The sequence below is a fragment of the Streptomyces sp. NPDC005423 genome (assembly GCF_040606415.1).
In the GTDB taxonomy this organism is placed as follows: Bacteria; Actinomycetota; Actinomycetes; order Streptomycetales; family Streptomycetaceae; genus Streptomyces.
Map to the genome: position 1 here is coordinate 38,919 of NZ_JBEXET010000014.1, position 25,945 is coordinate 64,863.

General features: G+C 73.2%; 25 protein-coding genes and 1 riboswitch. Of the genes, 11 read left to right on the forward strand and 14 right to left on the reverse strand.

The annotated features are described in order from the left end of the window. Positions 1-157: 157 nt before the first annotated feature. Positions 158-391, forward strand: a complete 234-nt coding sequence (locus ABZT12_RS17165; RefSeq protein WP_356384257.1) for a (2Fe-2S)-binding protein — start codon at positions 158-160, stop codon at positions 389-391. 22 nt (positions 392-413) lie between these two features. Here ABZT12_RS17165 and bfr read toward each other — a convergent pair whose 3' ends face one another. Next, complete coding sequence (gene bfr, locus ABZT12_RS17170) at positions 414-890, reverse strand: bacterioferritin (protein WP_356384260.1); 477 nt, start codon at positions 888-890, stop codon at positions 414-416. A gap of 161 nt (positions 891-1,051) precedes the next feature. Between bfr and ABZT12_RS17175 the strand changes: the two genes are divergently transcribed. Beyond that, complete coding sequence (locus ABZT12_RS17175) at positions 1,052-1,669, forward strand: sulfite oxidase-like oxidoreductase (protein WP_356384263.1); 618 nt, start codon at positions 1,052-1,054, stop codon at positions 1,667-1,669. Here ABZT12_RS17175 and ABZT12_RS17180 read toward each other — a convergent pair. From ABZT12_RS17180 to thiO, 5 genes are all read right to left on the reverse strand, one after another. Continuing rightward, a complete protein-coding gene (locus ABZT12_RS17180; RefSeq protein ID WP_356384266.1) occupies positions 1,664-2,533 on the reverse strand; it encodes a deoxyribonuclease IV in 870 nt (289 codons plus the stop codon). The genes ABZT12_RS17175 and ABZT12_RS17180 overlap by 6 nt on opposite strands. A gap of 34 nt (positions 2,534-2,567) precedes the next feature. After that, positions 2,568-4,496, reverse strand: coding sequence for a Stk1 family PASTA domain-containing Ser/Thr kinase (gene pknB, locus ABZT12_RS17185; protein WP_356384269.1), 1,929 nt, complete (start codon positions 4,494-4,496; stop codon positions 2,568-2,570). 363 nt (positions 4,497-4,859) lie between these two features. Continuing rightward, the gene (locus ABZT12_RS17190; RefSeq protein WP_356384272.1) at positions 4,860-5,663 is read right to left on the reverse strand and encodes a thiazole synthase; all 804 of its coding nucleotides are present in this window, start codon (positions 5,661-5,663) and stop codon (positions 4,860-4,862) included. Between the two features lie 3 nt (positions 5,664-5,666). Next, entirely contained in the window at positions 5,667-5,867 is a 201-nt protein-coding gene (gene thiS / locus ABZT12_RS17195) for a sulfur carrier protein ThiS (protein WP_356384275.1), read from the reverse strand. After that, on the reverse strand, positions 5,864-7,021 hold the full coding sequence (gene thiO / locus ABZT12_RS17200) for a glycine oxidase ThiO (protein ID WP_356384278.1): 1,158 nt from the start codon (positions 7,019-7,021) through the stop codon (positions 5,864-5,866). The genes thiS and thiO overlap by 4 nt, the downstream gene beginning before the upstream one ends. Then, positions 7,019-7,130: riboswitch (TPP riboswitch) on the reverse strand. Its footprint overlaps the gene before it by 3 nt. Positions 7,131-7,203: 73 nt before the next feature. Here thiO and ABZT12_RS17205 point away from each other — a divergent pair. The 6 genes from ABZT12_RS17205 to ABZT12_RS17230 all read left to right on the forward strand — a co-directional run bounded on the left by ABZT12_RS17205 (position 7,204) and on the right by ABZT12_RS17230 (position 12,239). After that, complete coding sequence (locus ABZT12_RS17205) at positions 7,204-7,575, forward strand: hypothetical protein (protein ID WP_356384281.1); 372 nt, start codon at positions 7,204-7,206, stop codon at positions 7,573-7,575. Positions 7,576-7,619: 44 nt separating this feature from the next. Next, entirely contained in the window at positions 7,620-8,849 is a 1,230-nt protein-coding gene (locus ABZT12_RS17210) for an FAD-dependent oxidoreductase (protein ID WP_356384284.1), read from the forward strand. Positions 8,850-8,923: 74 nt separating this feature from the next. After that, the gene (locus ABZT12_RS17215) at positions 8,924-9,295 is read left to right on the forward strand and encodes an Rv2175c family DNA-binding protein (protein WP_356384287.1); all 372 of its coding nucleotides are present in this window, start codon (positions 8,924-8,926) and stop codon (positions 9,293-9,295) included. A 180-nt stretch (positions 9,296-9,475) separates the two neighbouring features. Further along, positions 9,476-10,141, forward strand: coding sequence for a thiamine phosphate synthase (thiE, locus tag ABZT12_RS17220; protein WP_356384290.1), 666 nt, complete (start codon positions 9,476-9,478; stop codon positions 10,139-10,141). A 110-nt stretch (positions 10,142-10,251) separates the two neighbouring features. Further along, positions 10,252-11,175 carry a methylenetetrahydrofolate reductase [NAD(P)H] gene (gene metF, locus ABZT12_RS17225; RefSeq protein WP_356384293.1) on the forward strand — a complete coding sequence of 308 codons (924 nt, stop codon included), beginning with the start codon at positions 10,252-10,254 and terminating at the stop codon, positions 11,173-11,175. 56 nt (positions 11,176-11,231) lie between these two features. Beyond that, a complete protein-coding gene (locus tag ABZT12_RS17230) occupies positions 11,232-12,239 on the forward strand; it encodes a hypothetical protein (protein ID WP_356384296.1) in 1,008 nt (335 codons plus the stop codon). 61 nt (positions 12,240-12,300) lie between these two features. Here ABZT12_RS17230 and ABZT12_RS17235 read toward each other — a convergent pair whose 3' ends face one another. The 5 genes from ABZT12_RS17235 to ABZT12_RS17255 form a co-directional block, all read right to left on the reverse strand. Beyond that, positions 12,301-13,782: an NAD(P)/FAD-dependent oxidoreductase gene (locus ABZT12_RS17235; RefSeq protein WP_356384299.1), complete on the reverse strand. Its 1,482-nt coding sequence runs from the start codon at positions 13,780-13,782 to the stop codon at positions 12,301-12,303. A 45-nt stretch (positions 13,783-13,827) separates the two neighbouring features. Then, complete coding sequence (locus ABZT12_RS17240; protein WP_356384302.1) at positions 13,828-14,454, reverse strand: DUF4126 domain-containing protein; 627 nt, start codon at positions 14,452-14,454, stop codon at positions 13,828-13,830. Between the two features lie 253 nt (positions 14,455-14,707). Continuing rightward, positions 14,708-15,337, reverse strand: a complete 630-nt coding sequence (locus tag ABZT12_RS17245; RefSeq protein WP_356384305.1) for a TetR/AcrR family transcriptional regulator — start codon at positions 15,335-15,337, stop codon at positions 14,708-14,710. 62 nt (positions 15,338-15,399) lie between these two features. Next, entirely contained in the window at positions 15,400-17,484 is a 2,085-nt protein-coding gene (locus ABZT12_RS17250; RefSeq protein WP_356384308.1) for a YhgE/Pip domain-containing protein, read from the reverse strand. Continuing rightward, positions 17,456-18,193, reverse strand: coding sequence for an ATP-binding cassette domain-containing protein (locus ABZT12_RS17255; RefSeq protein WP_356384311.1), 738 nt, complete (start codon positions 18,191-18,193; stop codon positions 17,456-17,458). Before ABZT12_RS17255 ends, ABZT12_RS17250 begins: the two co-directional genes overlap by 29 nt. Before the next feature lie 171 nt (positions 18,194-18,364). On the opposite strand from ABZT12_RS17255, the gene ABZT12_RS17260 reads away from it, so the two are divergent. The 3 genes from ABZT12_RS17260 to ABZT12_RS17270 all read left to right on the forward strand — a co-directional run bounded on the left by ABZT12_RS17260 (position 18,365) and on the right by ABZT12_RS17270 (position 20,575). Beyond that, the gene (locus tag ABZT12_RS17260; RefSeq protein WP_356384314.1) at positions 18,365-18,940 is read left to right on the forward strand and encodes an SAV_6107 family HEPN domain-containing protein; all 576 of its coding nucleotides are present in this window, start codon (positions 18,365-18,367) and stop codon (positions 18,938-18,940) included. 192 nt (positions 18,941-19,132) lie between these two features. Beyond that, on the forward strand, positions 19,133-19,903 hold the full coding sequence (locus ABZT12_RS17265; protein ID WP_356384317.1) for a methyltransferase: 771 nt from the start codon (positions 19,133-19,135) through the stop codon (positions 19,901-19,903). A 276-nt stretch (positions 19,904-20,179) separates the two neighbouring features. After that, positions 20,180-20,575, forward strand: a complete 396-nt coding sequence (locus tag ABZT12_RS17270) for a DUF3040 domain-containing protein (protein WP_356384320.1) — start codon at positions 20,180-20,182, stop codon at positions 20,573-20,575. Positions 20,576-21,033: 458 nt separating this feature from the next. On the opposite strand, the gene ABZT12_RS17275 is transcribed toward ABZT12_RS17270, so the two are convergent. The 3 genes from ABZT12_RS17275 to ABZT12_RS17285 are packed head-to-tail and all read right to left on the reverse strand — an operon-like array spanning position 21,034 to position 25,795. Beyond that, positions 21,034-23,412 (reverse strand): DUF3488 and transglutaminase-like domain-containing protein, encoded by a 2,379-nt coding sequence (locus tag ABZT12_RS17275; RefSeq protein WP_356384323.1) that lies wholly within the window; start codon positions 23,410-23,412, stop codon positions 21,034-21,036. After that, positions 23,409-24,770: a DUF58 domain-containing protein gene (locus ABZT12_RS17280; protein ID WP_356384326.1), complete on the reverse strand. Its 1,362-nt coding sequence runs from the start codon at positions 24,768-24,770 to the stop codon at positions 23,409-23,411. The genes ABZT12_RS17275 and ABZT12_RS17280 overlap by 4 nt, the downstream gene beginning before the upstream one ends. After that, positions 24,770-25,795: a MoxR family ATPase gene (locus ABZT12_RS17285; RefSeq protein WP_356384329.1), complete on the reverse strand. Its 1,026-nt coding sequence runs from the start codon at positions 25,793-25,795 to the stop codon at positions 24,770-24,772. Before ABZT12_RS17285 ends, ABZT12_RS17280 begins: the two co-directional genes overlap by 1 nt. Positions 25,796-25,945: the final 150 nt, after the last annotated feature.

Consider the following 25,945-nt stretch of genomic DNA (forward strand, 5'->3'; position numbering starts at 1 on the left):
GGTGTCCGCGGTCACCCGAATCTCCCGTGCGACCGCAACGATCGGCGGTACTTCAGGGCCCGCACACGCCAGCACAATCCGGCTCCACTTTTCTGGCTCCTGAGCGCCGGGTAAGGTTAGGTTAGCCTTATACGAAATCGGCAGGAGGTGAATCCGCGTGTACGTCTGCAGCTGCTTCCAGGTGACGGAGGCGCAGGTCCAGCAGCACGCGGGTTCGGGTGCCAGTACGCCCCGCCAGATCGCCTCCGCCTGCAAGGCCGGCACCGACTGCGGTTCCTGCGTCCGCCGTATCCAGGCGCTCCTGGGCCGCGGCGGCTGCCCGCGGCGGGAGCTCGCGGAAGAGGGCAGGCCGGTCCTCGGCCCGGTCGAGGCGCTGGAGGACGCGGCGTAGAGCCGCTGCTCAGGCGGGCCGCCTAACTGGGCTGCTCGATCTGCTGCGCGATGTAGAGCGCCTCGCCGAGCTTCTCCACCAGCTCCAGCTGGGTGTCGAGATAGTCGATGTGCTCCTCCTCGTCCGCGAGGATGTCCTCGAAGATGTTCGCGGAGGTGACGTCCCCCTTGGCGCGCATCACCTCGATCCCGCGCTTCAGGCGGTCGATCGCCTCGATCTCCACCTGCCGGTCCGCCTGGAACATCTCCGTGACCGTCTGCCCCACCCGGACGTGGAACAGCCGCTGGTAGTTCGGCAGACCGTCGAGCATCAGGATGCGCTCGGTGATCCGGTCCGCGTGCTTCATCTCGTCGATGGACTCTTCACGCGTGTACTTGGCCAGCTTGGTCCAGCCGTTGTTGTCCTGGATCCGGTAGTGCAGCCAGTACTGGTTGATCGCGGTCAGCTCGCCGGTGAGCTGCTCGTTGAGGAATTCGAGGACCTCGGGGTCGCCCTGCATCGCGGAGGCTCCTTCCGATACGGGGAGGGGGAGTGGCGGTTCGCGCCGCATGATTGCACCGGCGCGAAGAAGACGTCCAGTAAGTGCATGCTTAGTACGAGTTGCCCGAATACGTCCACGGCCGGTCATGTGCACCGCGCCGGGTCTGTCAGGATGGAGCCATGGGTCAGAGAGGGGACGAACCGGCCGAACTTCTGCCGCCGGGCCAGCGGGTCCAGCGCGGCTGGCCGGTCACCCACTACGGCCCGGTGCCCAAGTTCCGCCCCGAACGCTGGGAGTTCAGCGTCTTCGGCGCCACCGCCGACGGCGCCAAGCGCAGCTGGAACCACGACGAGTTCTCGGCCCTCCCCTACGCCTCGGTCGTCGCCGATCTGCACTGCGTCACCAAGTTCAGCATGCTCGGCTCGGAGTGGGGCGGCATCCCGGCCCGCACGATCCTGGAGACCGTCCCGCCCGCACCGGCCGTCAGCCATGTGATGGTCTGGGCCGAGTACGGCTACAGCGCCAACCTCCGGCTCGCCGACTTCGGGTCCGACAGCGCCCTCTTCGCCACCCACAAGGATGGCGAACTCCTCACCGCGGAACACGGCTTCCCGCTCCGCCTGGTCGTTCCCCACCTCTACGCCTGGAAGGGCCCGAAGTGGGTCCGGGGCATCGAGTACATGACCGCCGACCGCCGCGGCTTCTGGGAGGAACGCGGCTACCACAACCTCGGCGACCCCTGGAGGGAACAGCGCTACTCCTACCAGGAGCAGCCCGGCGACGGCCCCGACCTATGAGCTCCTGAGCTTCTTCAGCCGCTCCACGTCCGCCGCGTTCCCCTCCTTGCCGCCGGGCGTCTCGATGATCAGCGGTACGCCCTCGGTCGCCGGGTGGGTCATCAGCGCGCGGAACGGGTCCTCACCGATGTGGCCGGAGCCGATGTTCTCGTGCCGGTCCTTGTGCGCCCCCGCCACGTCCTTGGAGTCGTTGGCGTGCACGAGCTTCAGCCGCCCCTCGCCCACCGTTTCCACCAGCAGGTCCAGCGTCTGGTGCATCCCGCTCGGGCCGGTCAGATCGTGTCCGGCCGCGAAGATGTGGCAGGTGTCCAGACACACGCCCAGCTTCGGATGCGCGTTCAGGGCCTCGAAGTACGGCCCGAACTCCCAGGTCCGCGAACAGAGCGAGGCGCCCTGGCCGGCCGTCGACTCCAGAAGCAGGAACGGATCGTCGTCGTGGGTCAACTCGTCGAGCAGCGGCAGCAGTTGCTCACGCACCTGGGCCAGCGCCACGGACCGCTCCCGCCCGCCGGTCGCGCTCCCGGTGTGCACGACCACGCCGAGCGCCCCGATCTCCCGCCCGCGCCGCAACGAGTGCCGCAGCGACTCCACCGACCTCTCCACCGTCGCCCCGGTGTGCGAACCGAAGTTGATCAGATACGGGGCATGGACGTACGCCGGAACCGACTCCGCCTCGCACGCCGCCCGGAACGTCTCGTCCTGGCGCGGATTCCCGGGCGGCGTGGCCCAGCCGCGCGGGTTGGCGACGAAGACCTGCACGGCCTCGGCGGCCAGCTCACGGGCGTACGACAGGCCCACGGAGTGGAGGCCGCCGGCCACCGGGACATGGCTGCCGACGGGGTTGCGGGAGGGGAGACTGCTCACCCTCTCAGGGTGCCACGCGGGCCGGCCGCTGCCGTCACCGGATCTTGATCGTGATCGTCGAGCCCTTGGCGGCTTGGGCGCCCGCGGCCACGGACTGCGCCTTGACGGTGTCACCGAAGAGGCCGAGCAGACCCCGGTCCTCCTTGACCTTGAAACCCGACTCCTCCAGGAGCTTCGTCGCGGCGTCGACACTCGCGCCGACCACGCTCGGCACCTCGACCATCTCCGGGCCCTTGGACACCGTCAGCGTCACGGTGTCGCCCTCGGCGGCCCGGCCACCGGCGGCCGGGGTCTGCCGGGCGACCTGGCCCGCGTCGTACTCCGAGGTGACCTTCTCGGTGGCGACCTTCACCTTGAGGCCCTCGCCCTGGAGATCCGACTTGGCGCTGTCCAGGTCCTCGCCGGTCACATCCGGTAGGTCCACCGGGCTGCCCTTGCTGACCGTCAGCGCTATCGCGGAGTCCGCGCGGCGCTTGGTGCCCGCCTCCGGGTCCGTGCTGATCACGAAGCCCTTGGAGACGTCCTCGCTGAAGGCCTCGGTGACCATGCCGGGCGCCAGCCCGTCCCGCTTCAGCAGCGCCTGCGCCTTGTCGAGCCGGTAGCCCTGGAGGTCCGGCACCCGCACGGTCCGCGGGCCGTCGGAGACGGTCAGGGTCACCGAGTCGTTGTCCCGGATACGGGCGCCGGCCGTCGGGTCCGTGCTGATCACCGTGCCCCGCTTCACCGTGTCGCTGTAGGCGTGGTCGACGGTCTTGACGTCGAGTCCGGACGCCTTCAGCCGGTTCCGCGCCTGCGCCTCGGTCTTCGCCAGCAGCGGGGGCACCTTCGTGAACTGGCCGGAGTTGATGTACCAGACCCCGGCGCCGACCCCGAGGACCAGCACGAGGGCGGCGACGATCGCCAGCACACCGCGCCGCGGGCGCCCCGGACGGCGGCGCGGCGGCAGCGGCGGCCCGCTCTCGAACACCGTGGTCAGGCTGACGTCGTCCGCGTGCTCGTCCTCGTCGACGGGCAGCGGCCGGGGCACGGTCAGCGAGCGCGGGAGGACGCTCGTACGGTCCTCCGCGCGGGGATGCTCCGCGGGGACCGCCCGCGGCGGCGGCGCGTCCAACTGCTCGGCGCTCAGCCCCGCGTGCGCCGCGCGGGCCATCCCGAGCAGCGCGACGGCGTCGTACGGCCGGAGGCCGGGGTCGCGGGCGGTGGCCGCCGCGACCAGCTCGTCCAGCCCGTAGGCCAGGCCCGGTACGGCGGCCGACGGCGCCGGCACGTTCTCGTGCAGGTGCTTGTAGAGCACGATGGCGGGGGACTCCCCGTCGTGCGGCTTCTCGCCGGTCAGCATCTCGTAGAGGACGACACCGCACGCGTAGACGTCGACCCGGGGGTCGGCGGTGCTGTTCTCGATCTGCTCCGGCGCCAGATACGAGACCGTGCCGAGGAGGGTCCCCGTGGTGGCGGTGACCGTGTCCACGGAGCGGACCAGTCCGAAGTCGGCGACCTTGACCCGGCCGTCGTCCCCTATCAGCACGTTCTCCGGCTTCATGTCCCGGTGCACGAACCCGGCCAGGTGCGCGGCGCCGAGCGCGGCCAGCACCGGCTCCAGGATGTCCAGCGCGGCCCGCGGCTGGAGCGCCCCGCGCTCGCGCAGCACGTCCCGCAGGGTGCACCCGGCGACGTACTCCATGGCGAGATAGACGTACGACCGGTCGGCGCCCTGGTCGAAGACCTGCACCACGTTCGGGTGCGCCAGCCGGGCCACCGACTTGGCCTCGCGGATGAACCGCTCGACGAAGGCGGCGTCGGCCGCCAGCGTCGGATGCATCACCTTGAGCGCGAGGACGCGGTCCAGCCGGGTGTCCACGGCCCGGTAGACCGTGGCCATCCCGCCGACGGCGATCCGCGCGTCGACGCGATAACGGCCGTCGAGCACCTGCCCGACGAGAGGGTCCTGAAGGGTCGTATCCACGCAGGTGAGTGTACGAGCCGACGCTGACAGGGCCACCGGATCCGTGCGTCGGGGGACGTAATGCAGCAGAGCTGTGACTGTTGCGGGACAGCCGACAAGGCCGCGCACCGGCTGCCTCCGGACGCGCACGACAGGCCCCGGGGACTAGGGCCTGTTCCGACAGTCCCGTATGGCCTGCGACGCCGGGCACGGCACTCCCCCAGCCTTCGGCCGGGGGACCCCCACGCCGCGTTGTCGGGATCGCCCGCGTACGCCCAGTACGCGGACGACCCTCCGCCTTGCGATGGTCCCCCACTGCCTGAAGGGCGTGGGAGGTACCCCCAGCACCAGACGCCGCAGGCCCCGCCCTCCGGGCGGACGACGCTACTTTGCCTGGAACGCGGGGCGCTCCGGATCGAGCCGGGCGCGGCCCTCGACGGGGGAGGAGGCCTGCGCGAAGTGGCGCCGGGGGATGCGGCCCGCCCGGTGGGCGAGGCGTCCCGCCTCCACCGCGTGGCGCATCGCCGCGGCCATCAGCACCGGCTCCTGCGCCCGGGTCACCGCCGAGGCGAGCATCACACCCGCGCACCCCAGCTCCATCGCGAACGCCGCGTCGGACGCCGTACCGGCTCCCGCGTCCAGGATCACCGGCACGCGCGCGTGCTCGGTGATCAGCTGGAAGTTGTGCGGGTTGCGGATGCCCAGGCCGGAGCCGATCGGCGAGCCGAGCGGCATGATCGCGGCACAGCCCACGTCCTCCAGCTTCCGCGCCAGCACCGGATCGTCGTTCGTGTACGGCAGCACCGTGAACCCGTCGTCGACGAGGGTCTCCGCCGCGTCCAGCAGCTCGATCGGGTCCGGCAGCAGCGTCCGCTCGTCGGCGATGACCTCCAGCTTCACCAGGCCGGTGCCGAGCGCCTCCCGGGCCAGTCGGGCGGTCAGTACGGCCTCCCCGGCGGTGAAACAGCCCGCCGTGTTCGGCAGCACCCGGATGCCGAGCCGGTCCAGGACGGAGAGCACCGAGCCGTGCACCGAGGCGTCCACGCGGCGCATCGCCACCGTGGTCAGCTCGGTCCCGGAGGCCACCAGGGCGCGCTCCAGGACGTCGAGGCTGGGTGCCCCGCCGGTGCCCATGATCAGCCGGGACGTGAGGGTCGTACCGGCGAGGACGAAGGGGTCGTCGGCCATGGGTCAGCCTCCCTGGACGGCGGTGAGGACCTCGACGCGGTCCCCCTCGGCAAGCGACGTGGAGGGCCACTGCGCGCGCGGGACGACGGTCTCGTTGAGGGCGGCGGCCACTCCGGAGGGGGCCGGGGCGAGCGACCGCACCAGGGTGTCGAGGGGCGTGCCGGAAGCGATCTCCCGGGGCTCCCCGTTGACGGAGATGTTCATGCGGGCTGCTCCAGGAGAGAGAAACGCTTCGGGGTGAACGGGCGGGCCCCGTCCGGGAGTTCACCGGTGGTGAGCGCGTGGGCGAGGGCGTCCCCGGTGACCGGTGTGAGCAGCACACCGTTGCGGTGGTGCCCGGTGGCCAGCAGGAGTCCCGGCAGTTCGGTGGGGCCGAGCAGCGGCGCGTTGTCGGGGGAGCCGGGGCGCAGTCCCGCCCGGGTCTCGGTGAGCGGCAGTTCGGTGATCCCGGGGACCAGCTCGTGCGCGTCGCGCAGCAGCTCGTAGACGCCCCCGGCGGTGACCGTGGTGTCCCACCCCAGCTCCTCGCTGGTGGCCCCGACGACCAGCTCGCCGTTCTCGCGCGGCACCAGATAGACCTGGCCGCCGCGGACCACGGCCCGCACGGTGCGGCTCAGGAACGGCGCGTACCGCGCGGGCACCGTCAGCCGCAGCACCTGCCCCTTCACCGGCCGTACGGGCGGCAGCACCTCGGCGGGGACGCCCTTGAGCCGGCCGCTGAGACTGCCGCCGGCGAGCACCACATGGTCCGCGGTGAGCGCGGTGCCCGCACCGGTGACGACGCCCGTGGCGCGGTCCCGTCCCACCGTGAGCCGCTCCGCCCACGCCCGGTGGAGGACGACCCCGGCGTGCTCGCAGGCGGCCACCAGCGCCGCCGCCAGCCGCCGCGGGTCGACCTGGTGGTCGCCGTCGACCCTGAGCCCCCCGCGCACGCCCGGCGCGAGCATCGGCTCCAGACGCCGGCAGTCGCGCCCGGTGAGCCACTCGGAGTCCAGGCCCGAACGCCGTTGCAGGGCGTGCAGCTCCCGCAGTTCGGCGCGGTCGTCGGCGTCGAGCGCGACGGCCAGCGTGCCGCACGCGCGGTAGCCGAGGTCGAGGCCGGTGAGCTCGGCCAGCTCGGCGACGAAGGACGGGTAGCGGCGCGCCGACTCCAGGTTCAGCGCCAGCAGGGTCTGCTCCCCGTGGTGCAGTTCGGTGACCGGGGCCAGCATCCCGGCGGCGACCTGGGCGGCCCCGCCGCCCGGCTCGGGGTCCACGACGGCGGTCGCCAGCCCGCGTTGCGCGGCCCGCCAGGCCGTCACCAGGCCGATGATCCCGCCCCCGACCACGAGGACGTCTGAGGTGCGTGTGGGCGACATGGGCGTCCAGCCCCTCCCTTCGCCGGCATGACCCGGATCAGGTTCGTACGGTCGGAGGCCGCCAGCCTCCCTCTCAGCCCGGTGCGTCCGGGCTCCCGCGAGTGCTTTACGGTGGCCAGCCTAATCCGCTGTCACGTCTCTCAGTAAGGGAGCCCCGGCTCCCGGTGCAGGAGTTCCGGCCGATGCGCCCTTCCCTTACGACTCCTCTCCCGTCTTCCCTCCCGTCCCTCGACGGACTCGTCCTCGCCCCGGTCGCCGACCAGGCGCCCGGACAGGTCGGCACGCGCACCCGGTTCGCCTACCACGAGAAGGACGGCGTCATCTGGGCCGAGTACGCGGGCGGTGACGTGGAGCGCGGCCATCTGGTCGGCACCCGGGACGGCGACCGGCTCGACTTCCGGTACGTACAGCTGAAGCGGGACGGGAGCACCTCCTCCGGGCACTGCGTCTCCCGGGTGGCCGTGCTCGCCGACGGCCGGGTGCGCCTGGAGGAGCGCTGGGAGTGGGAGTCGCAGCCGGGCAGCGGGACCAGCGTTGTGGAACAGGTCACCTGACACGCCCGCTGACTGACGGATCATCAGGTGGCTATGGTGACCGGGTGAGCGAGCAGACACGGGAACAGGGCACGTCACCAGGACGGCGCGTGGTCGTCGTCGGCGCGGGCATGGCCGGGGTGCAGACCGCCGTCGCCCTGCGCGACCAGGGCTTCACCGGCACCGTCACCCTGATCGGCGCGGAACCCCACCAGCCCTACGACCGCCCCCCGCTCTCCAAGGCCGTACTCCTCGGGAAGGCCGAGGGCTCCGCCTTCGACGTCGACTTCGAGGCGCTCGGCATCGGACTCCGGCTGGGCCGCGAGGTGACGGGCGTCCGCACCGCCGACCACGAACTCGACACCCCGCGGGGGGCCGTCCCCTACGACGTGCTGGTCCTCGCGACGGGGGCCGAGCCGATCCGGCTGCCGGGCGCCGACGGCATCCCCGGGGTGCATCTGCTGCGCACCCTGGACGACGCCGAGCGGCTGCGGCCCGTGCTCGCCGGCCGGCACGACATCGTGGTCGTCGGCGCGGGCTGGATCGGCGCCGAGTTCGCCACGGCCGCGCGCGAGGCGGGCTGCGCGGTGACCGTCGTGGAGGCCGCCGACCGGCCGCTCGCGGGCGCGCTGCCCGCCGAGGTGGCCGCGCCGATGGCCGCCTGGTACGCGGACGCCGGCGCCTCGCTGCGCACGCACGCGCGCGTGCGGCGCGTCGAGCCCGGCTCCGTCGTCCTCGACGACGGCTCCCGGGTGCCCGCCGACGCCGTCGTGGTAGGCATCGGGGCGCGGCCCGCCACGGGCTGGCTGACCGGCTCCGGTATCGCCCTCGGCGCCCACCGGGAGGTCCTCGCCGACGAACGGCTGCGCACCTCGGTGCCGGACGTGTACGCGGTCGGCGACTGCGTCTCCTTCCCTTCCGGCCGGTACGCCGAGCGCCTGCTCGTCCACCACTGGGACAACGCCCTTCAGGGGCCCCGCACGGTCGCCGCGAACATCGTCGGCGAGGAGCCGGCGGTGTACGACCCGGTGCCGTACTTCTGGTCCGAGCAGTTCGGCCGCTTCGTCCAGTACGCCGGCCACCACGCCTCCGCCGACACGACCCTGTGGCGCGGCGACCCGTCCGACCCGGCCTGGTCGGTGTGCTGGCTGCGCGGGGAGCGGCTGGTCGCCCTGCTCGCGGTGGGACGCCCCCGCGACCTGGCGCAGGGCCGTCGGCTCATCGAGGCGGGCACCGCGGTGGACGCCGCGCTGCTGGCCGATCCCGCGCGCCCGATGAAGGCCGCCGTGCGGTAGTTCGCGAGGGTTTGTCCCCCCGGGTCGGACCGGCCCGGCTTCCGACTGTCAGTCCGGGATGGCACGCTGTTTACGTGACCGAGATTGACGCAAAGATCGATGCTCTCGTCCCTGCCTGGCTCACCCTCCCCGACATCGCGGAGATGCTCGATGTCGAGGTGACACGGGTGCGGCAGCTGGTCAAGGAGGGCCAGCTCATCGCCGTACGCCGTGGTGAGAACCGCGCGCTGCACGTTCCCGCCGACTTCATCGACGGGGCCGAGCAGAAGGTCGTCAAGGGCCTGACCGGCACCTTGACGCTGCTCAGGGACGACGGCTTCTCCGACGAAGAGATGCTTGAGTGGCTCTTCACCCCCGACCCGAGCCTGCCCGGCACCCCCGCGCAGGCGCTGAGCGAGAATCGCGGCACGGAGGTGAAGCGCCGCGCCCAGGCGCTCGCCGTCTGATCCGAACCCTCCCCGGGGCGGCGGGCCGCGGCGACGCTCGGTCGCGGCCCGCACCCCTCCGCACGGCACCGGACACCAGGTACCGAGCACCACGGCGCCACGTACCGAGCACCACGGCGCCTCGCACCAGGCGCAACGGCACCATCGCGCCAGGCACCACGACCACAGGGGGATGCACGTATGCCCGACACCGCCGACGCTGCCGACGCCGCGCGTGCGGCGCTCGCCGACGCCCGGGTCTATCTCTGCACGGACGCCCGCAGACGCCAGGGCGACCTCCCCGAGTTCCTGGACGCGGTCCTGGCCGGCGGCGTGGACGTCGTGCAGCTGCGCGACAAGGGCATGGAGGCCGCCGAGGAACTGGAGCACCTCCGGGTCATGGCCGACGCCTGCGCCCGGCACGGCAGACTCCTCGCGGTCAACGACCGCGCCGACGTCGCCCACGCCGCCGGCGCCGACGTCCTCCACCTGGGCCAGGGCGACCTCCCGGTCCCCGCGGCCCGTGCCCTGCTCGGCGACTCCGTCCTGATCGGCCGCTCCACCCACGCCGAGTCCGAGGCGGCGGCGGCCGCCGTCCAGGAGGGCGTGGACTACTTCTGCACCGGCCCCTGCTGGCCCACCCCCACCAAACCCGGCCGCCACGCCCCCGGTCTCGGCCTGGTCCGCGGCACCGCCGCGCTCGGCACCGCCCGCCCCTGGTTCGCCATCGGCGGCATCGACCTCGGCAACCTCGACGAGGTCCTCGAAGCGGGCGCCCGCCGGGTCGTCGTCGTACGGGCGATCACGGAGGCCGAGGACCCGGGCGCCGCCGCCGCGGAGTTCGCGGAGCGGCTGCGGCGGATGTGACGGCCGCGCGGTCCAGGCGTGCGCGTCCGAGGCGTGGACAACAGGTCGACAATTCGGGCAAATATCCGGTTCCGGTTGGGGGACCGGCGCCCCCTGGCTAACCTGCCAGTATGGCCCTCGGAACCGCATCCACCAGGACTGATCACGCACGGACGGTGCGCGACATGCTCGCGACCGGCAAGCGGACGTACTCGTTCGAGTTCTCCGCGCCGAGGACGCCCAAGGGCGAGCGGAGTCTGTGGAGCGCGCTGCGCAGGGTCGAGGCGGTCGCCCCGGACTTCGTCTCGGTGACCTACGGTGCCGGCGGCTCGACCCGGGCGGGCACCGTCCGGGAGACCGAGCAGATCGTCGCCGACACCACGCTCACCCCGGTCGCCCACCTCACCGCGGTCGACCACTCCGTCGCCGAACTGCGCAACATCATCGGCCAGTACGCCGACGCCGGGATCCGCAACATGCTCGCGGTGCGCGGCGACCCGCCCGGCGACCCGATGGGCGACTGGGTGCCGCACCCCAGCGGATTGACGTACGCGGCCGAACTGGTGCGCCTCATCAAGGAGTCGGGCGACTTCTGCGTCGGCGTCGCCGCCTTCCCGGAGATGCACCCGCGCTCCCCCGACTGGGACACGGACGTCGCGCACTTCGTCGACAAGTGCCGGGCCGGAGCCGACTACGCGATCACCCAGATGTTCTTCCGCCCGGAGTCGTATCTGCGGCTGCGCGACCGGGTCGCCGCCGCCGGCTGCGACACCCCCGTCATCCCGGAGATCATGCCCGTCACCAGCGTGCGGATGCTGGAGCGGCTGCCGCAGCTCAGCAACGCCGACCTCCCCGCCGACCTGAAAGAGCGGATCCTCACAGCCAAAGACGATCCGGCCGCTGTACGCTCGACCGGAATCGAGTTCGCCACCGAGTTCTGCGCCCGGCTGCTGGCCGAGGGAGTGCCCGGACTGCACTTCATCACGCTCAACAACTCCACGGCGACGCTGGAAATCTACGAGAACCTGGGTCTGCACCACCCGCCGAGGGCCTAGACCGGCCGCCTCGAAATAGGACACACTGCGTAGCGGCCACTGGGAGAGGGGCGTACATGGGCTGGACGGTCCTCTACATCGCGTTCGGCGTCGTCGCACTCTGGCTGCTCGGTGAGGTGCTGCTGCAGTACAAGGCGCGGCTGCGCTGGCGGCTGCTCGCCTTCGGCGGCTTCCTCGGCGTCGTGCTCGGTGTGCTGATCCCCTCCGTCATCGTGATCGGCCTCGGCGCGATCGCCTTCGCGGTCGGCCAGACCTACGTCACCCTGTCGTTCCGTCAGGGCTTCGAATCCGGCTGGGCCGTCACCGGGCGTCCCGGCGCGGGCGCCGGCAAGCGTGGCCGCGGCGAGCCCGACGAGCCCGCCGACCCGTCCTTCGCCGCCCCGGGCGCCGAAGCGGCCGACGCCGGGTACGCGGCCGACTACCGCCGCGACGACGCCGCCTACGGCCAGGACGACCAGGACCGCGACGACGTCTTCACCCGGGCCCGCCCCGCCGAGCCGTCGGCCGCCGAGAGCACCGCCGTCTACGAACCCCAGCCGCTGCCCGACGACACCGGCTCCTACGGCGTCTACGACGAGGCGGCGGCCTACCGCCAGCCCCCCGAGCAGCCCTACGCGACCGGGGATCCCTCCTACGCCACCGCCGGCCAGTCCCAGGACCAGGCCTACGCGACGGCCGCCCAGGGCGTCGACCCGAGCTACTCCTACGACGGCTACCAGGGCTACGACCAGCAGCAGTACGGCTACGACGCCTCGGGCCAGCAGCAGTACGCGGCCTACTCCGACCCGTACATCGGCACCCAGACGTACGGCGGCGGCGCCTCCTACGACGCCAGCGGCTACGACGGCCAGCAGCAGTACCCCCAGCAGGGGTACGCCCAGGAGCAGCAGTACGGCACCGGCGGCTACGCGGCGGAGACCCCGGCCGGCGGGGTGTGGGTGCCCCAGCAGCGCACCGACGCCTTCGGCGGCGAACTCCCGCCCGAGCAGCAGTACCCCTACGACGCCAACGGCCAGCAGCAGAGCGGCACCGGCACCGGGTACGACGAGCAGTACCGCTTCTGACCCCCGGGTTCCTCACCAGCGGGGTCGCCTTCCGGGGCCCCGCCCCGGCACCCGGTGGCCGCTACCGGGAGCCCCGGAACTCGGGCCCCTCCACGATCAGTCCGGCGACCAGCGCCCCCGACATCCCGGCGTGCGGCAGCCCGCCGCCGGGGTGGGACGAGCCGCCCACGCGGTACAGCCCCGCGAGGGCGGTCGAGTTGGCCGGGTAGAGGAAACGGGCGCCGCCGCCGGCCAGCGCGGGAGCCGACACCGCCGCCGGGCCGCTGCGCACCTCGCGCCAGAGGAGCCGCTCGCGCAGCTCCGGCACGGCTGCCCCGGCGGCCCCGACGAGCAGGTCCGCGAACGCCTCGCCTCTCCCGTCGGCCGACCATTCGGTGCCGGCCGGCACCACCGCGGACAGGACCACCGACTCGTGCTCCCCGTCGGGCCGCAGCGCCGGATCGTCGGGCCGCAGCACGGTCACCGTGGGCCGGGCGGGCGCACCGGGGCGGGCGCCGCTCAGGAAGTCCAACTCGGCCACCCGGTCCGGCGTGTGGACGACCGTACGGTGCGCCGCACCGGCCGTCCGGGCACCGCGCAGCGCCAGCAGCACGGTGAACCGGTCCGCGCGCGGCGCCTCCGGTACGGGCCGTACGTCCCTGTCGCCGTACAGGCCGTGCCCGGTCAGCCCGTCGAGCCGGACCGGATCGATGCCCGCCACGACGTGGTCCGCCTCGGCCACCGTGCCGTCGGCCAACTCGACCCCCGCCGCCCGGCCGTCCTTCTCCACGATCCCCGTGACCTCGGCTCCGAAGGCGAACACGACCCGGCGGGCCACGCACCGCTCGTGCACCGCGCGCGCCAACTCCCGCACCCCGCCCCGGACATACCAGGTCCCGAAGGCGTGCTCCAGGTACGGCAGCACCGCCGCGCTCGCCGGCGCCACCCGGGGATCCAGGCCGTGCGCGAGCGCGTGGCTCTCCAGCAGGGCGGTCAGGCGGGGGTCGCGCAGCTCCCAGGCGCCGACCTCCGCGAGGGTGGCCGCGCGGCGGGTGCGCAGCAGTCTCTTGTGCGGGACCGAGGGGTAGGGCTCGCGCTCGGCCAGCACCTGCCAGTTCGGCCACAACGGCTCCTCCAGGAGCGGTCTGCGGGTGCGGTCCCAGGCCTCGCGGGCCCGGACCAGGAAGTCGCCCCAGCGCGCTCCCGCGCCCGCGCCGAGCGCCTCGTCCAGCGCCGCGACGACACCCGCGCGGGACGCGTTCGGCAGGGCGACCTCCGTGCCGTCCGCGAAGAGGTGGCGGGACGAGGGGTCGACCTGGACCAGCTCGACCAGCTCCTCCAGCGGCTCCTTGCCGGTCTTGACGAACAGGTCGCGGTAGACCGCGGGCAGCGTGAGCAGCCCCGGTCCCGTGTCGAAGGCGAAGCCGTCCCGCTCCACGCGGCGCACCGCCCCGCCGTAGGTCTCCGTACGCTCGTACACCGTCACCCGGTGGCCCGCGACGGCCAGCCGGGCGGCGGCCGCCATCGCGCCCGTCCCGGCGCCGATCACCGCAATCCGTGCCATGCCAGGGACTTTATCGGCCGCCACCGACAATCCGGCCGCGGCCTCTCACCAGGACGACGGGTCCGGAGGCCGGCCCGGCTGGGCGGCCAACCGTCTCTCCTCCCGGCGCTGCGCCCGGCGGCGCAGGAACCGGCGGATCCGGGAGATCAGGAAGACCAGCACGATCAGCCCGGACAGCAGCAGCGTGCCCGCGATCACCGCCGCCGCCCCGGGATGGAACATCGCGAAGGTCACGATCCCGCCGACGCCGAGGTCCTCGGCGAGACTCATGACCACGTTGCTGAACGGCTCGGGCGAGGTGTTGATCGCCATCCGGGTCCCGGCCTTGACCGTATGGCTGGCCAGCGCCGTCGAACCGCCGACCAGGCCGGCCGTCACATCGGAGAGCGAGCCGCTGTGCCCGGCCAGCACCGCCCCGACCCAGGCCCCGGCGGCCGGCCGGATCACGGTGTGCACCGAGTCCCAGACCGAGTCGACGTAGGGAACCTTGTCGGCGACCGCCTCGCAGAGGAAGAGCACACCGGCCGTGATGAGGACCTCGGGGCGCTGGAGCGACTCGGGGACCGCGTCGCTCACCCCGGTGGCGCCGAAGATCCCGAGCAGCAGCACCACCGCGTACGCGTTGATGCCGCTGGCCCAGCCGCTGGTGAAGACCAGGGGAAGTACCGACACGCAGACGATCGTAGTCACTCGGGAGGCGGCACGTCCTGGGCATGAACACGTAGGGCTGAGTATCCGTACTCGGGCGGGGAGTTGAGTACCCGCGCGGATGGGGCCCGACCTGCGGGAACGGGAGAGTGGGGACGGGGAAGGGGCGCGGCTCCGGTACCGGCGGCACGGGGCGCCGGTACCGGGCGGCCCTCGATCCGCTCCTTCCGCCGGTCCGCCGCGTGCTCCGCCGCGGGGAACCGCCGGCCCCGGAGGGTCAGCGGCTCCCCGTCACCCGCCCCTGGAGCAGCCGGGAGAGCGCCGCGTGGACGTCGTCCAGGGAGCGCTCGGGCTGGAAGGACTGCCAGTCGAGCGCTGCCACCAGGACCATGCCGACCAGGGCGGCCGCGGTCAGCGAGACATCGATCTCGTCGTCGAACTCGCCGCTCGCCACGCCCTCGCGCAGCACGTCCTCGATGGCGGCGGTGACCTGTCGGCGCACCACCATGAGCGTGGACTGCCAAGTCCGGTTGGTGCGCCAGAGCTCGGCCACGAAGAGCTGGGTGAAGGACGGGTAGCGGGCGATGAAGCCGAGGCCCGCGCGGACCATCGCGTCCAGGGCGTCCACCTGGCCGCCGCCGTCCCGGACCGTCCGCTCGGCCGCCTCCCGCAGAGACGCGGTGAGGAGACCCACCCCGTGCCGCAGCAACTCCTCGAAGAGCACGGACTTGCTCGCGAAGTTGTAGTAGACGGTGCCCTTCGCGACCCCGGCGCGCTCGGCGATCTCGTCGACCGTGGTGGCCGAGAAACCCTGTTCGGCGATGAGGGTGACGGCCGCCTCGTAGAGCTTCTGCCGGGTGGCCTCCCGGCGGGTGCTGCCGCCCGACGGGGCGCTGCTGCTTTCCATGACCCCGATTGTCACAGGCCCACGCGCCCGCGCGGGTACGCGTGGCGGTGTCCTGGGCGGGGTCACAGGCTCAGCTCCGGGTGCAGCCGGTCCAGGGTCCACACCTGGTGGCGGCGCGCGGACAGCGCGGTGAGCGCGAGGGCGCCCGCGGTGAAGCCCGCCAGCACCGCGCACGCCGTCCAGACGGGTTCCGTACCCCCGCCCGTGATGAGCCTGCGCAGCGCCTCGACGACGTAACTCATCGGCAGGAAGGGGTGGATCGCGTTGAAGAAGCCCGGACTGGTCTGCACCGGGTAGGTGCCGCCCGCCGACGTCAACTGGAGCATCAGGAGGGCGAGTACGAGGATCCGGCCCGCCGCTCCGAAGCGGGCGTTGAGCCACTGCACGATCGCCGCGAAACACGCGGCGACCAGGAACAGGAAGCCGACCGTGCCGGCCGCCCGGGTCATCTCCAGGCCGATCGCCCAGTGCAGTACGGCCATCAGGGCGGTCGTCTGGAGCACCCCGACCGCCGCCACCGGCAGCCAGCCCGCCACCGCGATCCGCCACGCCGGGGCGCCCGCGGCGAGGGCGCGCCGGTTCATCGGCGCGATCAGCATGTAGGCCACCATCGCGCCGACCCACAGGGACAGCGGTATGAAGTAGGGGGCGAACCCGGTGCCGTAGTTGGGCGCGTGGTGCAGGTCCCTGGAGGCGAGCTGGACCGGGTCGGCCATCACCCCGGTGCGCCGGTCGCGGTCCTGCTTGTCGTAGTCCGGTATCCGTCCGGCACCGTCGTGCAGCCCGCCGGCGAGCTTCCCGGAGCCGTCGACGAGCTTGTACATTCCGCCGCTCAGGTCCTCGGCGCCCGTCTTGAGCGCGCCGACGCCGCTGTCCAGGTCGGCGGCGCCGCCCTTCGCCGTACCGAGGCCGGAGTGGAGCGTCCTGGCGCCGGCGGCGACCTTGCCCGCGCCCGCGTTCAGGTCGTCGATCCGGGAGACGGCGTCGTCGAGGTCCGCGGAGAGGTGCGGGGCGCGGTCGGCGAGCGCCTGGGCCTGCTTCTGGAGCGTGGCCAGGTTCGTGTCGAGGGTCTTCAGGTCGCCGTTCTGATCGGCCACCAGGGTGTTCACCTCGTCGGCGATCCGTGCCGCGTCGGCCGCCGCGTCCCTGGCCTTCTTCAGGTCGGGGCAGGCGGCGTCCGGGGGCACCGCGTCCGTACAGCGCGTCCCGTAGACGTCGTCGAGCGTGCCTGCGGCGGCGTGGGCCCCCTTGGCGGCGACCGGGGCGGTCTTCACCAGGGTGCGCAGATGGGCGCGGACCGTCCCGGCCGAGTCGGCGACCAGCTGGGCCGTGTCCCCGATGGTCTTCTCGTTGTCCTTCAGGAAGGGGCCCACCTTGTCCGCGACCCCGTCGACCGTGTCGGCGAGGGTCTGGGTGCCCTCGGCGACCCGCTTCGAACCGTCCGCCAGCTCGCCCGCGCCCGAGTCGAGTTTCTTCAGGCCCTTGGACAGCTTGGCGCTGCCCTTCTTGGCGTCCGTCAGCCCGTCGGCGAGGTCCTGGGAGCCCTTCTCCGCCTTTCCGATGCCGCTCTTGAGCTTGTCGGCGCCGTTCGCGGCCTTCACGGTCTCGCCGTGGATGTCGGCGAAGGAGATGAAGATCCGGTCCAGGAAGCTCCGCGACGCCTTCGTGGACGCGGCCGTCCGCACCTCGCTGAAGACCGTGCGCGAGATCTGTCCCACGATGTAGTTGTTCGCGTCGTTGGTGCGCACCTGGAGGGCGCCCGTCTCCGGGTCGTCGCCCGCGCTGGAGGCGATGCGACGGCTGAAGTCGGACGGCATGGTCAGCGACAGGTAGTACGTGCCGTCCTCGACGCCCTCGCGCGCCTCGGCGGAACTCACCTCGCGCCAGGCGAAGGTCCGGCTCGCGCGCAGCCCCTCGGTGATGTCCGCGCCCGCGGTGACCTTCTTCCCGTCGGCGGTCGCCCCCTTGTCGTCGTTCACCAGCGCCACGGGGATACGGTCGAGTCGGCCGTACGGGTCCCAGAAGGACCACAGGTAGAGGGCGCCGTACAGCAGGGGCAGCAGGAGAAGGGCGACCAGGGCGGCGCGCGGCAGCCGCCCCCGGCCGAACCTCCTCAGCTCAAGCGCGGCGAGCCTCGGCGAGCGCATCGGCCGTCTCCTTCCCGTCGGTACGGACCTCTACGGCGTTCTCGGGAGCCTCGTCGCACACGGCCACCACGGTCGTCCCGGTCTCCGCGAGCGACCCCAACATGGCCCAGGCGTCGGCCCGTTCGGGCGCCGAGAGCTTGAGGTCGAGGTCGTCCACCGCCAGCAGCGCCGGCCGCCCCATCAGCGCCAGCGCCACGGAGAGCCGTAGCGCCTCCAGCCGCTCCAGATCCCGTACGGCGGTCCGGGAGCCCTTGGGGAGGGCCTCGCGGTCGAGCCCGGCGGCGGCGAGGGCGGTGTCGATCCGCGCCTTCGCCTCGGCGGCCCGGTCGGCCCGTGGCCGCAGCAGCCCGCGCAGGGGGCCTCCGAACCGCCTTTGCAACAGCGCCCGTTCGCGCAGGTGCTCGCCGACGGTCAGGGCCGGTTCGAGGTCGGTGACACCGTCCACGTGGGCCAGGGCGCCGATCCGGCGGACGGCGGCGAGCTGCTCGGGCAGCGTGCACCCGCCCACCCGGGCGGCCCCCTCGGCGGCCTTCATCCGTCCCGTCAGCGCGAGCAGCAGACAGGTGCGGCCGGATCCAGACGCTCCCCGCACCGCGATCACCGAACCGGGCGGAGCGGTGAACGAGACGTCGCGGAACGCCCAGCCGCGCGGCCCCTTCACCCCGAAACCCTCGGCCTCCACCCGGGCCCCGCTCGTGCCCTCGTCCATGGCTCCCCGCCCCATCAAACTGCACTGACTAGTCAGTGCAAAAACTAACGCGAACCTACGATCGAGGCAAAAGGCCAGGTCAGATCGGATTGTCAGTGGCATACCGCACGATGGGCACATACGGCGCTACCTGACAGGGCGTGCCGTCACACAGACGACAGGAGGTTCGTCATGGCCAACTCGTCCGCAGCCGCCGCCCGTCGGCACCGCGCAACCGGCCCTGCCCCCTCACTGACCGGCCCCCCGAGCGATGTCCACCCGGTCCTCCGCCGGGCCACCGCCCCACCCGCCGCCCTCGACCTCCTCGCCCAGGCCCGCACGGGACTCGACGAGGCGACAGCCCTGGACACGCCGAACGAGCGGTACGCGACGGCCCACCTCGCCGCCCTGCGCACCGCTGCCGCCGTCCTCGCCGCCCGCGCCCGCCCCGAACCACCGTCCCGGCGCCGGCCCCGGATCCGGAGCGCCTGGGAGGTGCTCCCCGAGATCGCGCCCGAACTCGCCGAGTGGAGCGCCCTGTTCGCGGCGGGTGCCCGCCGCCGGGCCCGCGCCGAGGCGGGCATCCAGGGCGCGGCCACCCGCCGCGACGCCGACGACCTGATACGTGACGTGGCGATGTTCCTGCGCCTCGTCGAGCGGATGCTCGTCCTCCAGCCGGTGCTGCCCCAGCCCCGGCCTGACCAGGACCGCGACCGCGTCCGCGACGGCTACGGAGACGTGGCGCGGCCGGGGGACCGGGCCGGATGACGCGGCGGGCCCGGAGCGGCCCGCGCCCCGCCGCCGTCCCGTCCGCCGCGCGAGACGGATGACCGGGCGGGGCGGCCGAGGCAATAGGGTGGAAGGCGCCTGAAGGCTTCCCTCCGCCCGGGTTCGGGCCGGGGAGGCAGACCGTTCGCTCCGCCGTGTCACAGGCGGTGCCGCGCCGAGGAGTCAACTGCCGTGCCGGACCTGAGCCGTCCCCGCGCCTCTCTCCGTACCGCCGTGGTCTGGGAGGTCCTCCAGGACGCTCTCGACCGACGCGTCAAGGCCACGGGACGGGACTCGCTGGACGTCCTCGACACCGGGGGTGGCAGCGGCAACTTCGCGGTGCCCGTCGCCCGCCTCGGCCACCGCGTCACCGTCGTCGACCCCAGCCCGAACGCGCTGTTCGCGTTGGAGCGCAGGGCCGCCGAGGCCGGTGTCGCCGACCGCGTCCGGGGCGTCCAGGGCGACGCCCAGGGCCTCTTCGACGTCGTCGAGCGGGGCGGCTACGACGCGGTGCTGTGCCACGGCGTCCTGGAGTACGTCGACGACCCCGCCGACGCCGTCCGCACGGTGGCGGGCGCGCTGCGTCCCGACGGTGTCCTCAGCCTGCTCGCCGCCGGACTCGGCGGCGCCGTGCTGGCCCGCGCCCTCGCCGGGCACTTCACGGAGGCCCGGCAGGCGCTCGGCGACCCGGACGGCCGTTGGGGCGCCGCCGACCCCGTCCCGCACCGCTTCACCGCTGAGCAGCTCACCGCCGCCGTCGAGGGCGCGGGGCTCCGGGTCGGTTCCGTGCACGGCGTACGGGTCTTCGCCGACCTCGTCCCCGGTGTGCTGGTGGACACCGAGCCCGGCGCCCTGGACGCGCTGCTGAAGCTGGAGGCCGCGGCGGCCGAGCTGCCGGCCTTCCACTCGGTGGCGACCCAGCTCCATGTGCTCGGCGAGACGCGGGCGGCCGCCGGGGCCTGAGCGGCACCCCGTGACGCACCCCTGATCAGGGCCTCGGCCGCAGATGGAGTACGCCACAGGCCCCCCGTACGGGGACCCGGCGCCGTATGATCGAGGGAGACCGCCCGGCATGACGGGACGGCCGTTGGGGAATGGAAGCCTCAGCGAGCCGGAACGCTCATGGCGGGTTCCGGTTGCCAATTGGCGTAGAGGGGCGGGTTTCACGGGGGCGATTCCCTGCCTATCCTGAAGGGACCCCCCGGGTCGCCCCGGCGACTGCACGATGAGGAGGACTCCGTGCCGCTCTCGGAGCACGAGCAGCGAATGCTCGAGCAGATGGAGCGAGCGCTGTACGCCGAAGATCCCAAGTTCGCGACAGCGCTTGAGGGCAACGGCCTGCGCACGTACACCCGGCGACGGGTCTACCAGGCCGTGGCCGGCTTCCTCGTGGGTATCGCGCTCCTCATGGCCGGCATGGTCGCGAAGCAGATTTGGGTCAGCGTGGTGGGGTTCCTCGTCATGCTGGGCTGTGCGGTACTCGCCGTCACCGGTTGGCGCAAGGCTCCCAAGCCGGGCGAACAGCCCGTCGCCGGCGCCCCGCAGGCCCGTCGTCAGGGCCGGCAGCGGCGCTCCGTGATGGACCGGATCGAGCAGCGCTGGCAGCGCCGTCGGGACGAGCAACAGGGCCAGTAGGGCCCGCCCTCCCCAGAACACGGAACGAGGGGTGACCACCGCACCGGTGGTCGCCCCTTCCGCATGCCCCGCCTCGCGCGGCGCGCCGCCCCTCGCCCACCGGGCCCGTCCCGGCCCGTCCCCAGCACCGGCTCGCCCAAGACCGGTCCCTCACCCGCGCTATGACCCCCGACGGACAGACACCGGGAACAGCACCTGCTCCGGGAACAGCACCGGCTCCGGGAGCAGCACCGGGCTCTGGAACTACACGGGCTCGCGGAGCAGCACCGGTTCTCGGAGCCGCACGGGCATCTGGAACGACACTGGCCCCTGGAACAGCACAGCCCCTCGGAACAGCCGGGCTCTCGGAACAGCCGGGTTCCCGGAACAGCACAAGGCCCCGGTGCCCCGTACCTCTCTGGCTGCCGGGGCCCAGGCCCGCGCGTGCGACTCGCCCCCTGCGGGACGGCCGGCCTCTCTCAGCCGCGCTGTCCCGACGGCTTGCGCAGCGTCGGGCGGGCCGCCGCCGCGCGGGCCGTGACCGATGTCCACCAGGCCGACGCCGCCCACACCACCCGTACGGTCGAGCGCGGGGCGAGCAGCGCCCGCAGCCTCGTCGCACGGCCGGCCGTGGTCCGGAACCCGGCGATCACCTGGCGCACGTCCGCCGCCAGCCCGGCCGTCAGACGGGGCCGGGGTGCGTAGAGGACCTGCTCCACCGCGTCCGCCACCCGGTGCACCGCTGCCACCGCCGTCGGATCGAGCCGCCCGAGCCCGGTGATCCGGGCCGCGGCCTGGCGCGGGGTCTGCGACTCGTCGGGAGTGATCCCGAAGTCCCAGGCGGTATCGGTCAGTTCGGCCCAGACGGCGAGGGTGTGCGGTGCCGCGTCCGCTTCCGTACGGCCGTGCGCGCCGAGCCGTACGGCCCGGGTGCGCCGCCGCCACAGCGACGGCGCGAACGGCACCAGCAGCGCGACCAGGCCCCCCAGCGACCAGGCCAGCGCCCCGTATCCGCGCAGTCCGCCGTCGCCCGTGACCGCCGTGGCCGCCGCGGACCGGCTCGGGCAGGCCTCCAGCTTCCGCTCCTGCGCGGTGCAGCTCTGGCCCGCGGAGGGCGCGGTCGACGGCGCCGCGGTCGACGCCTTGGAGGGGAGCGCCGGGTCCGGCACGGAACTGTCCGGCGAGTCCGACTGGGTGTACGACGGGACCGAGCCGCGGTTCGGCGTCGGCTCGAAGCGGGTCCACCCCACCCCCTGGAAGTAGAGCTCGGGCCAGGCGTGCGCGTCCTTCAGGCCCACCGAGACCGTGCCGTCCGCCTGCGGCGTGCCGGGCGCGAAGCCCACCGCGACCCGGGCCGGTATGCCCAGGGTGCGGGCCATCGCCGCCATCGCGAAGGAGAAGTGGACGCAGAAGCCCCGCTTGTCCCGCAGGAAGCGCGCGATCGCGTTCGCACCGGTGCCGACCTGCACCTGGGTGTCGTACTGGAAGCCGCCCGTCACCGCGAAGTAGTCCTGAAGCTTGACCGCCTCCTGGTAGTGGCTGTTCGAGCCTGAGGTGATCTCGCGTGCGGTCCTGGCCACCACCGCCGGCAGCGCGTCCGGCACCTTGGTGTACTCGCGTCTCACCGCCGCCGGCGGCTCGGGCGCCGCGGCCAACTGCTCCGCGGTCGGCCGCACTTGGACGCTGTTGACCTGGTACGTCGCCCCGCGCGTGTTCTGCCCGCGGTCGCCGACGATCGTCATGCCGACCGGCTCGTAGCGCCAGCTGCCGTCGATCTGCACGCCGCTCGGCGGGTACGGCATCGGCAGCCAGTCCTGCGCGTACCAGTCCGCGGCCGAGATCCGCGTCTGGATCTCGGCGCGCTTGACGTCGGCGGCGAGGCCGGTCGGGGTGGGGAACGGGTTCGGGACGCCGACGATGTGCCGCTGGGACGGCTTCCAGGTGGTGCCGTCGAAGTCGTCCAGGGAGACGATCCGCAGATACAGGTCGGAGACGTCGTCCGAGTTGGTGCGCAGGGAGAGCACCTGGCGGTCCTCGCCCACGTTCAGGCTGTCGCGCAGGGACACCAGCGGGTTCACCGCGGAGATCGTGCCGCCACCCCCGTTGCCCGCGCCCACTCCGGTCCCCGCGGCGTCCAGCAGACCGCCCGAGACGGTGGGCAGCGGGAGGAGGGCGACGGCCAGCGCGACCGCGCCGATCCGCCGCCCGGTGCGGACCGGCGCGAGCGGGCCCGAGGACTCCGCGCCCGGCGTGGTGCGCGGTGCGCCGCCGAAGACCCGGCCCCACTGCGCGAGCCGGTCGCGCCCCTCGGCGAGGAGAAGCATCAGGTAGCCGCCGGCCGCGAGCAGGAACCACAGCCAGTCGGCTCCGCTGTCGGACAGCCCCGCGGCCACCGAGTACAGCGCGAGCAGCGGCAGGCCGGCCGGGGCCGCGCTGCGGAAGGTGACCGCCAGCGTGTCCACCGCGAGGCCGATCACCAGCACACCGCCGATCAGCATCAGCCGGATGCCGTCGGAGAGCGGGGCGGGGATCGCGTACCGCGAGACGTCGTCGCCGCCCTGCTGGAGCAGATCGGCGAGGTGCCGGAAGGCCTCGGGCCCCGGAACCAGCCCGGCGAGGGCCTGCTCCCGGGCGAAGACCAGGGTCATCATCAGCAGCGTGACCAGGGCCTGGGACGCGACGGTCAGCGGCCGGGGCAGCGGGACCCGCCGGGTGGCCGCGCCCACGCCGGTCTGGACCGCCAGCAGGAAGGCGGCCTGAATGATCCAGGTCGCCGGGGAGACCAGGGGCAGCAGCGCGCAGGCCGTCAGCAGGGTGGCCGCCGCGGCGCACAGCGCCAGTCGTGCCCGCCCGCTCATGACCATCCCTCCCCGCCGCCGGCCGCCGCCACGCCGTTGCGCTCGCGGTCGGCGCGGCGCCACAACTCGGCCAGGGACGCGCCGCGCTCCACGCTCAGCGCCGTCCAGCCCGCTTCCCGCAGCGGCCGCAGCCGTTCCTCCCGCTGGTCGAGGCCGCCGGGGCCGGGCACGTCGGTCGCCTCCCGCACCCACGCGTCGCTCTCCAGGACGAAGGCGAGGGCGCCGCCGCTGCGCTGGCGCATCCGGGTCACCACCGTGGCCTGCTCCTCGTCGAGGTCGCCGAAGAAGGCCACCAGGAGTCCCTCGTTCCCGCCGCGCAGCACGTCGTAGGCCCGGGACAGGCCCGCGCCGTCCGAGTGGTCGATCACCGCCAGGGTGTCCATCATCAGCCCCGCCGCGTCGGCCGACTCCTGGCTCGCGCCCGCGAACCCGTCGGCGCCCTCGGCCGGCACCGAGGTACCGGTGTCGGTCAACAGCCTTACGGAGAAGCCGCGTTCGAGCATGTGCACCAGGACGGAGGCGGCGCCGGAGACGGCCCACTCGAAGGGCGAGTCGGGGCCCGCGCCCGCGAAGCCGATGCCCCGGGTGTCGAGGAGGACGGTGCAGCGGGCGCGCTGGGGCTGCTCCTCGCGGCGCACCATCAGCTCGCCGTAGCGGGCGGTGGAGCGCCAGTGCACCCGGCGCAGGTCGTCGCCGTAGCGGTAGCCGCGCGGGATCACGTCGTCCTCGCCCGCGAGGGCCAGCGAACGCTGCCGTCCGTCGCCGTACCCCTTGGCCTCGCCGCTGAGGCGGACCGGGGGCAGCGCCTCCACGCGCGGGATCACCGTCAGGGTGTCGAACGTCGAGAAGGAGCGCGTCAGTTCGCACATCCCGAACGGGTCCGTCAGCCGCAGCTGGAGCGGGCCCAGCGGATAGCGGCCGCGCAGATCGGAGCGGACCCGGTAGGAGACCTCGCGTCGGCCGCCCGCCTCCACCCGGTCCAGGACGAACCGGGGGCGCGGGCCGAGCACGTACGGCACCCGGTCCTGGAGCATCAGCAGGCCCGTGGGCAGCCGCGAGACGTTGTCCATCCGCAGGTGGACGCGGGCCTCGGAACCGGCGGGCACGCGCGCGGGGGAGAGCCGCCGGCTGCCGGCGACCCGGTAGCGGGTGCGGTAGAGCACGGTCGCGCAGATCAGGGGCAGCACGGCGAGCAGCAGTCCGACCCGGAGCAGATCGCTCTGCCCGAGGACGTACGCGCAGATGGCGGCGGCGATACCGGCGGCCAGGAAGGAACGGCCCCGGGTGGTCAGCCCGGCCAGGGCCGTACGGACGCCGCCCCTGCCCTCCTGGTCGGCCGCCGCCTCGCCGGGGGCCATCACAGCCTCCGGCGCGGCGGCCGGCCGTAGGCCCCGAGGCCCGCTCCGCTCTGCGCGGCGGGCGCCGCGGGCACGGGGGTGCGCTGGAGGATCTCCTGGACCACCTGCTCGGCCGTACGGCGGTTCAACTGGGCCTGGGCGGTGGGCAGCAGCCGGTGCGCGAGCACCGCGACGGCGAGCGCCTGGAGGTCGTCCGGCAGCGCGTACTCCCGGCCGCTGAGCGCGGCCGACGCCTTCGCGGCGCGCAGCAGATGCAGGGTGGCGCGCGGTGAGGCGCCGAGTCGGAGGTCGGGGTGGGTACGGGTGGCCGCGACCAGGTCGACCGCGTATCTGCGCACCGGATCGGCGACATGGACGCCGCGGACCGCCTCGACGAGCTTGACGATGTCGTGTGCGTGCGCCACGGGCTGGAGGTCGTCCAGCGGGCTCGCCCCGCCGTGCACGTCCAGCATCTGCAACTCGGCCTCGGCGCTGGGGTACCCGATGGAGACGCGGGCCATGAAGCGGTCGCGCTGGGCCTCGGGCAGCGGGTACGTGCCCTCCATCTCGACCGGGTTCTGCGTGGCCACCACCATGAAGGGGCTGGGCAGTTCGTAGGTCTGGCCGTCGATGGTGACCTGGCGCTCCTCCATCGACTCCAGGAGGGCGGACTGGGTCTTCGGCGAGGCGCGGTTGATCTCGTCGCCGATCACGATCTGCGCGAAGATGGCGCCCGGCTTGAACTCGAAGTCGCGGCGCTGCTGGTCCCAGATCGACACACCCGTGATGTCCGACGGCAGCAGGTCGGGGGTGAACTGGATGCGCCGCACGGAACAGTCGATCGACCGTGCCAGTGCCTTGGCGAGCATCGTCTTGCCCACACCCGGGACATCCTCGATCAGAAGATGTCCCTCGGCGAGCAACACGGTCAGCGAAAGCCGTACGACCTCGGGCTTGCCCTCGATCACTCCTTCCACCGAACTGCGCACACGCTCCGCAGTGGCGGTCAGATCTGTGAGGCTCGCTCGATCGTCATAGGTCGTCACCCGGCCCTCCTCGGCCCGTTCTTTCCATGGGCCGACGCCTGTGATGCGGACCGGCCCACCCCGAAACACGGACACCGCGCGGAAAAAGTTCCGCGCGACGCCACAACCGCATTGTTGTTGCCGTTACCGGTTCGTGTCACTCGCCTGTGG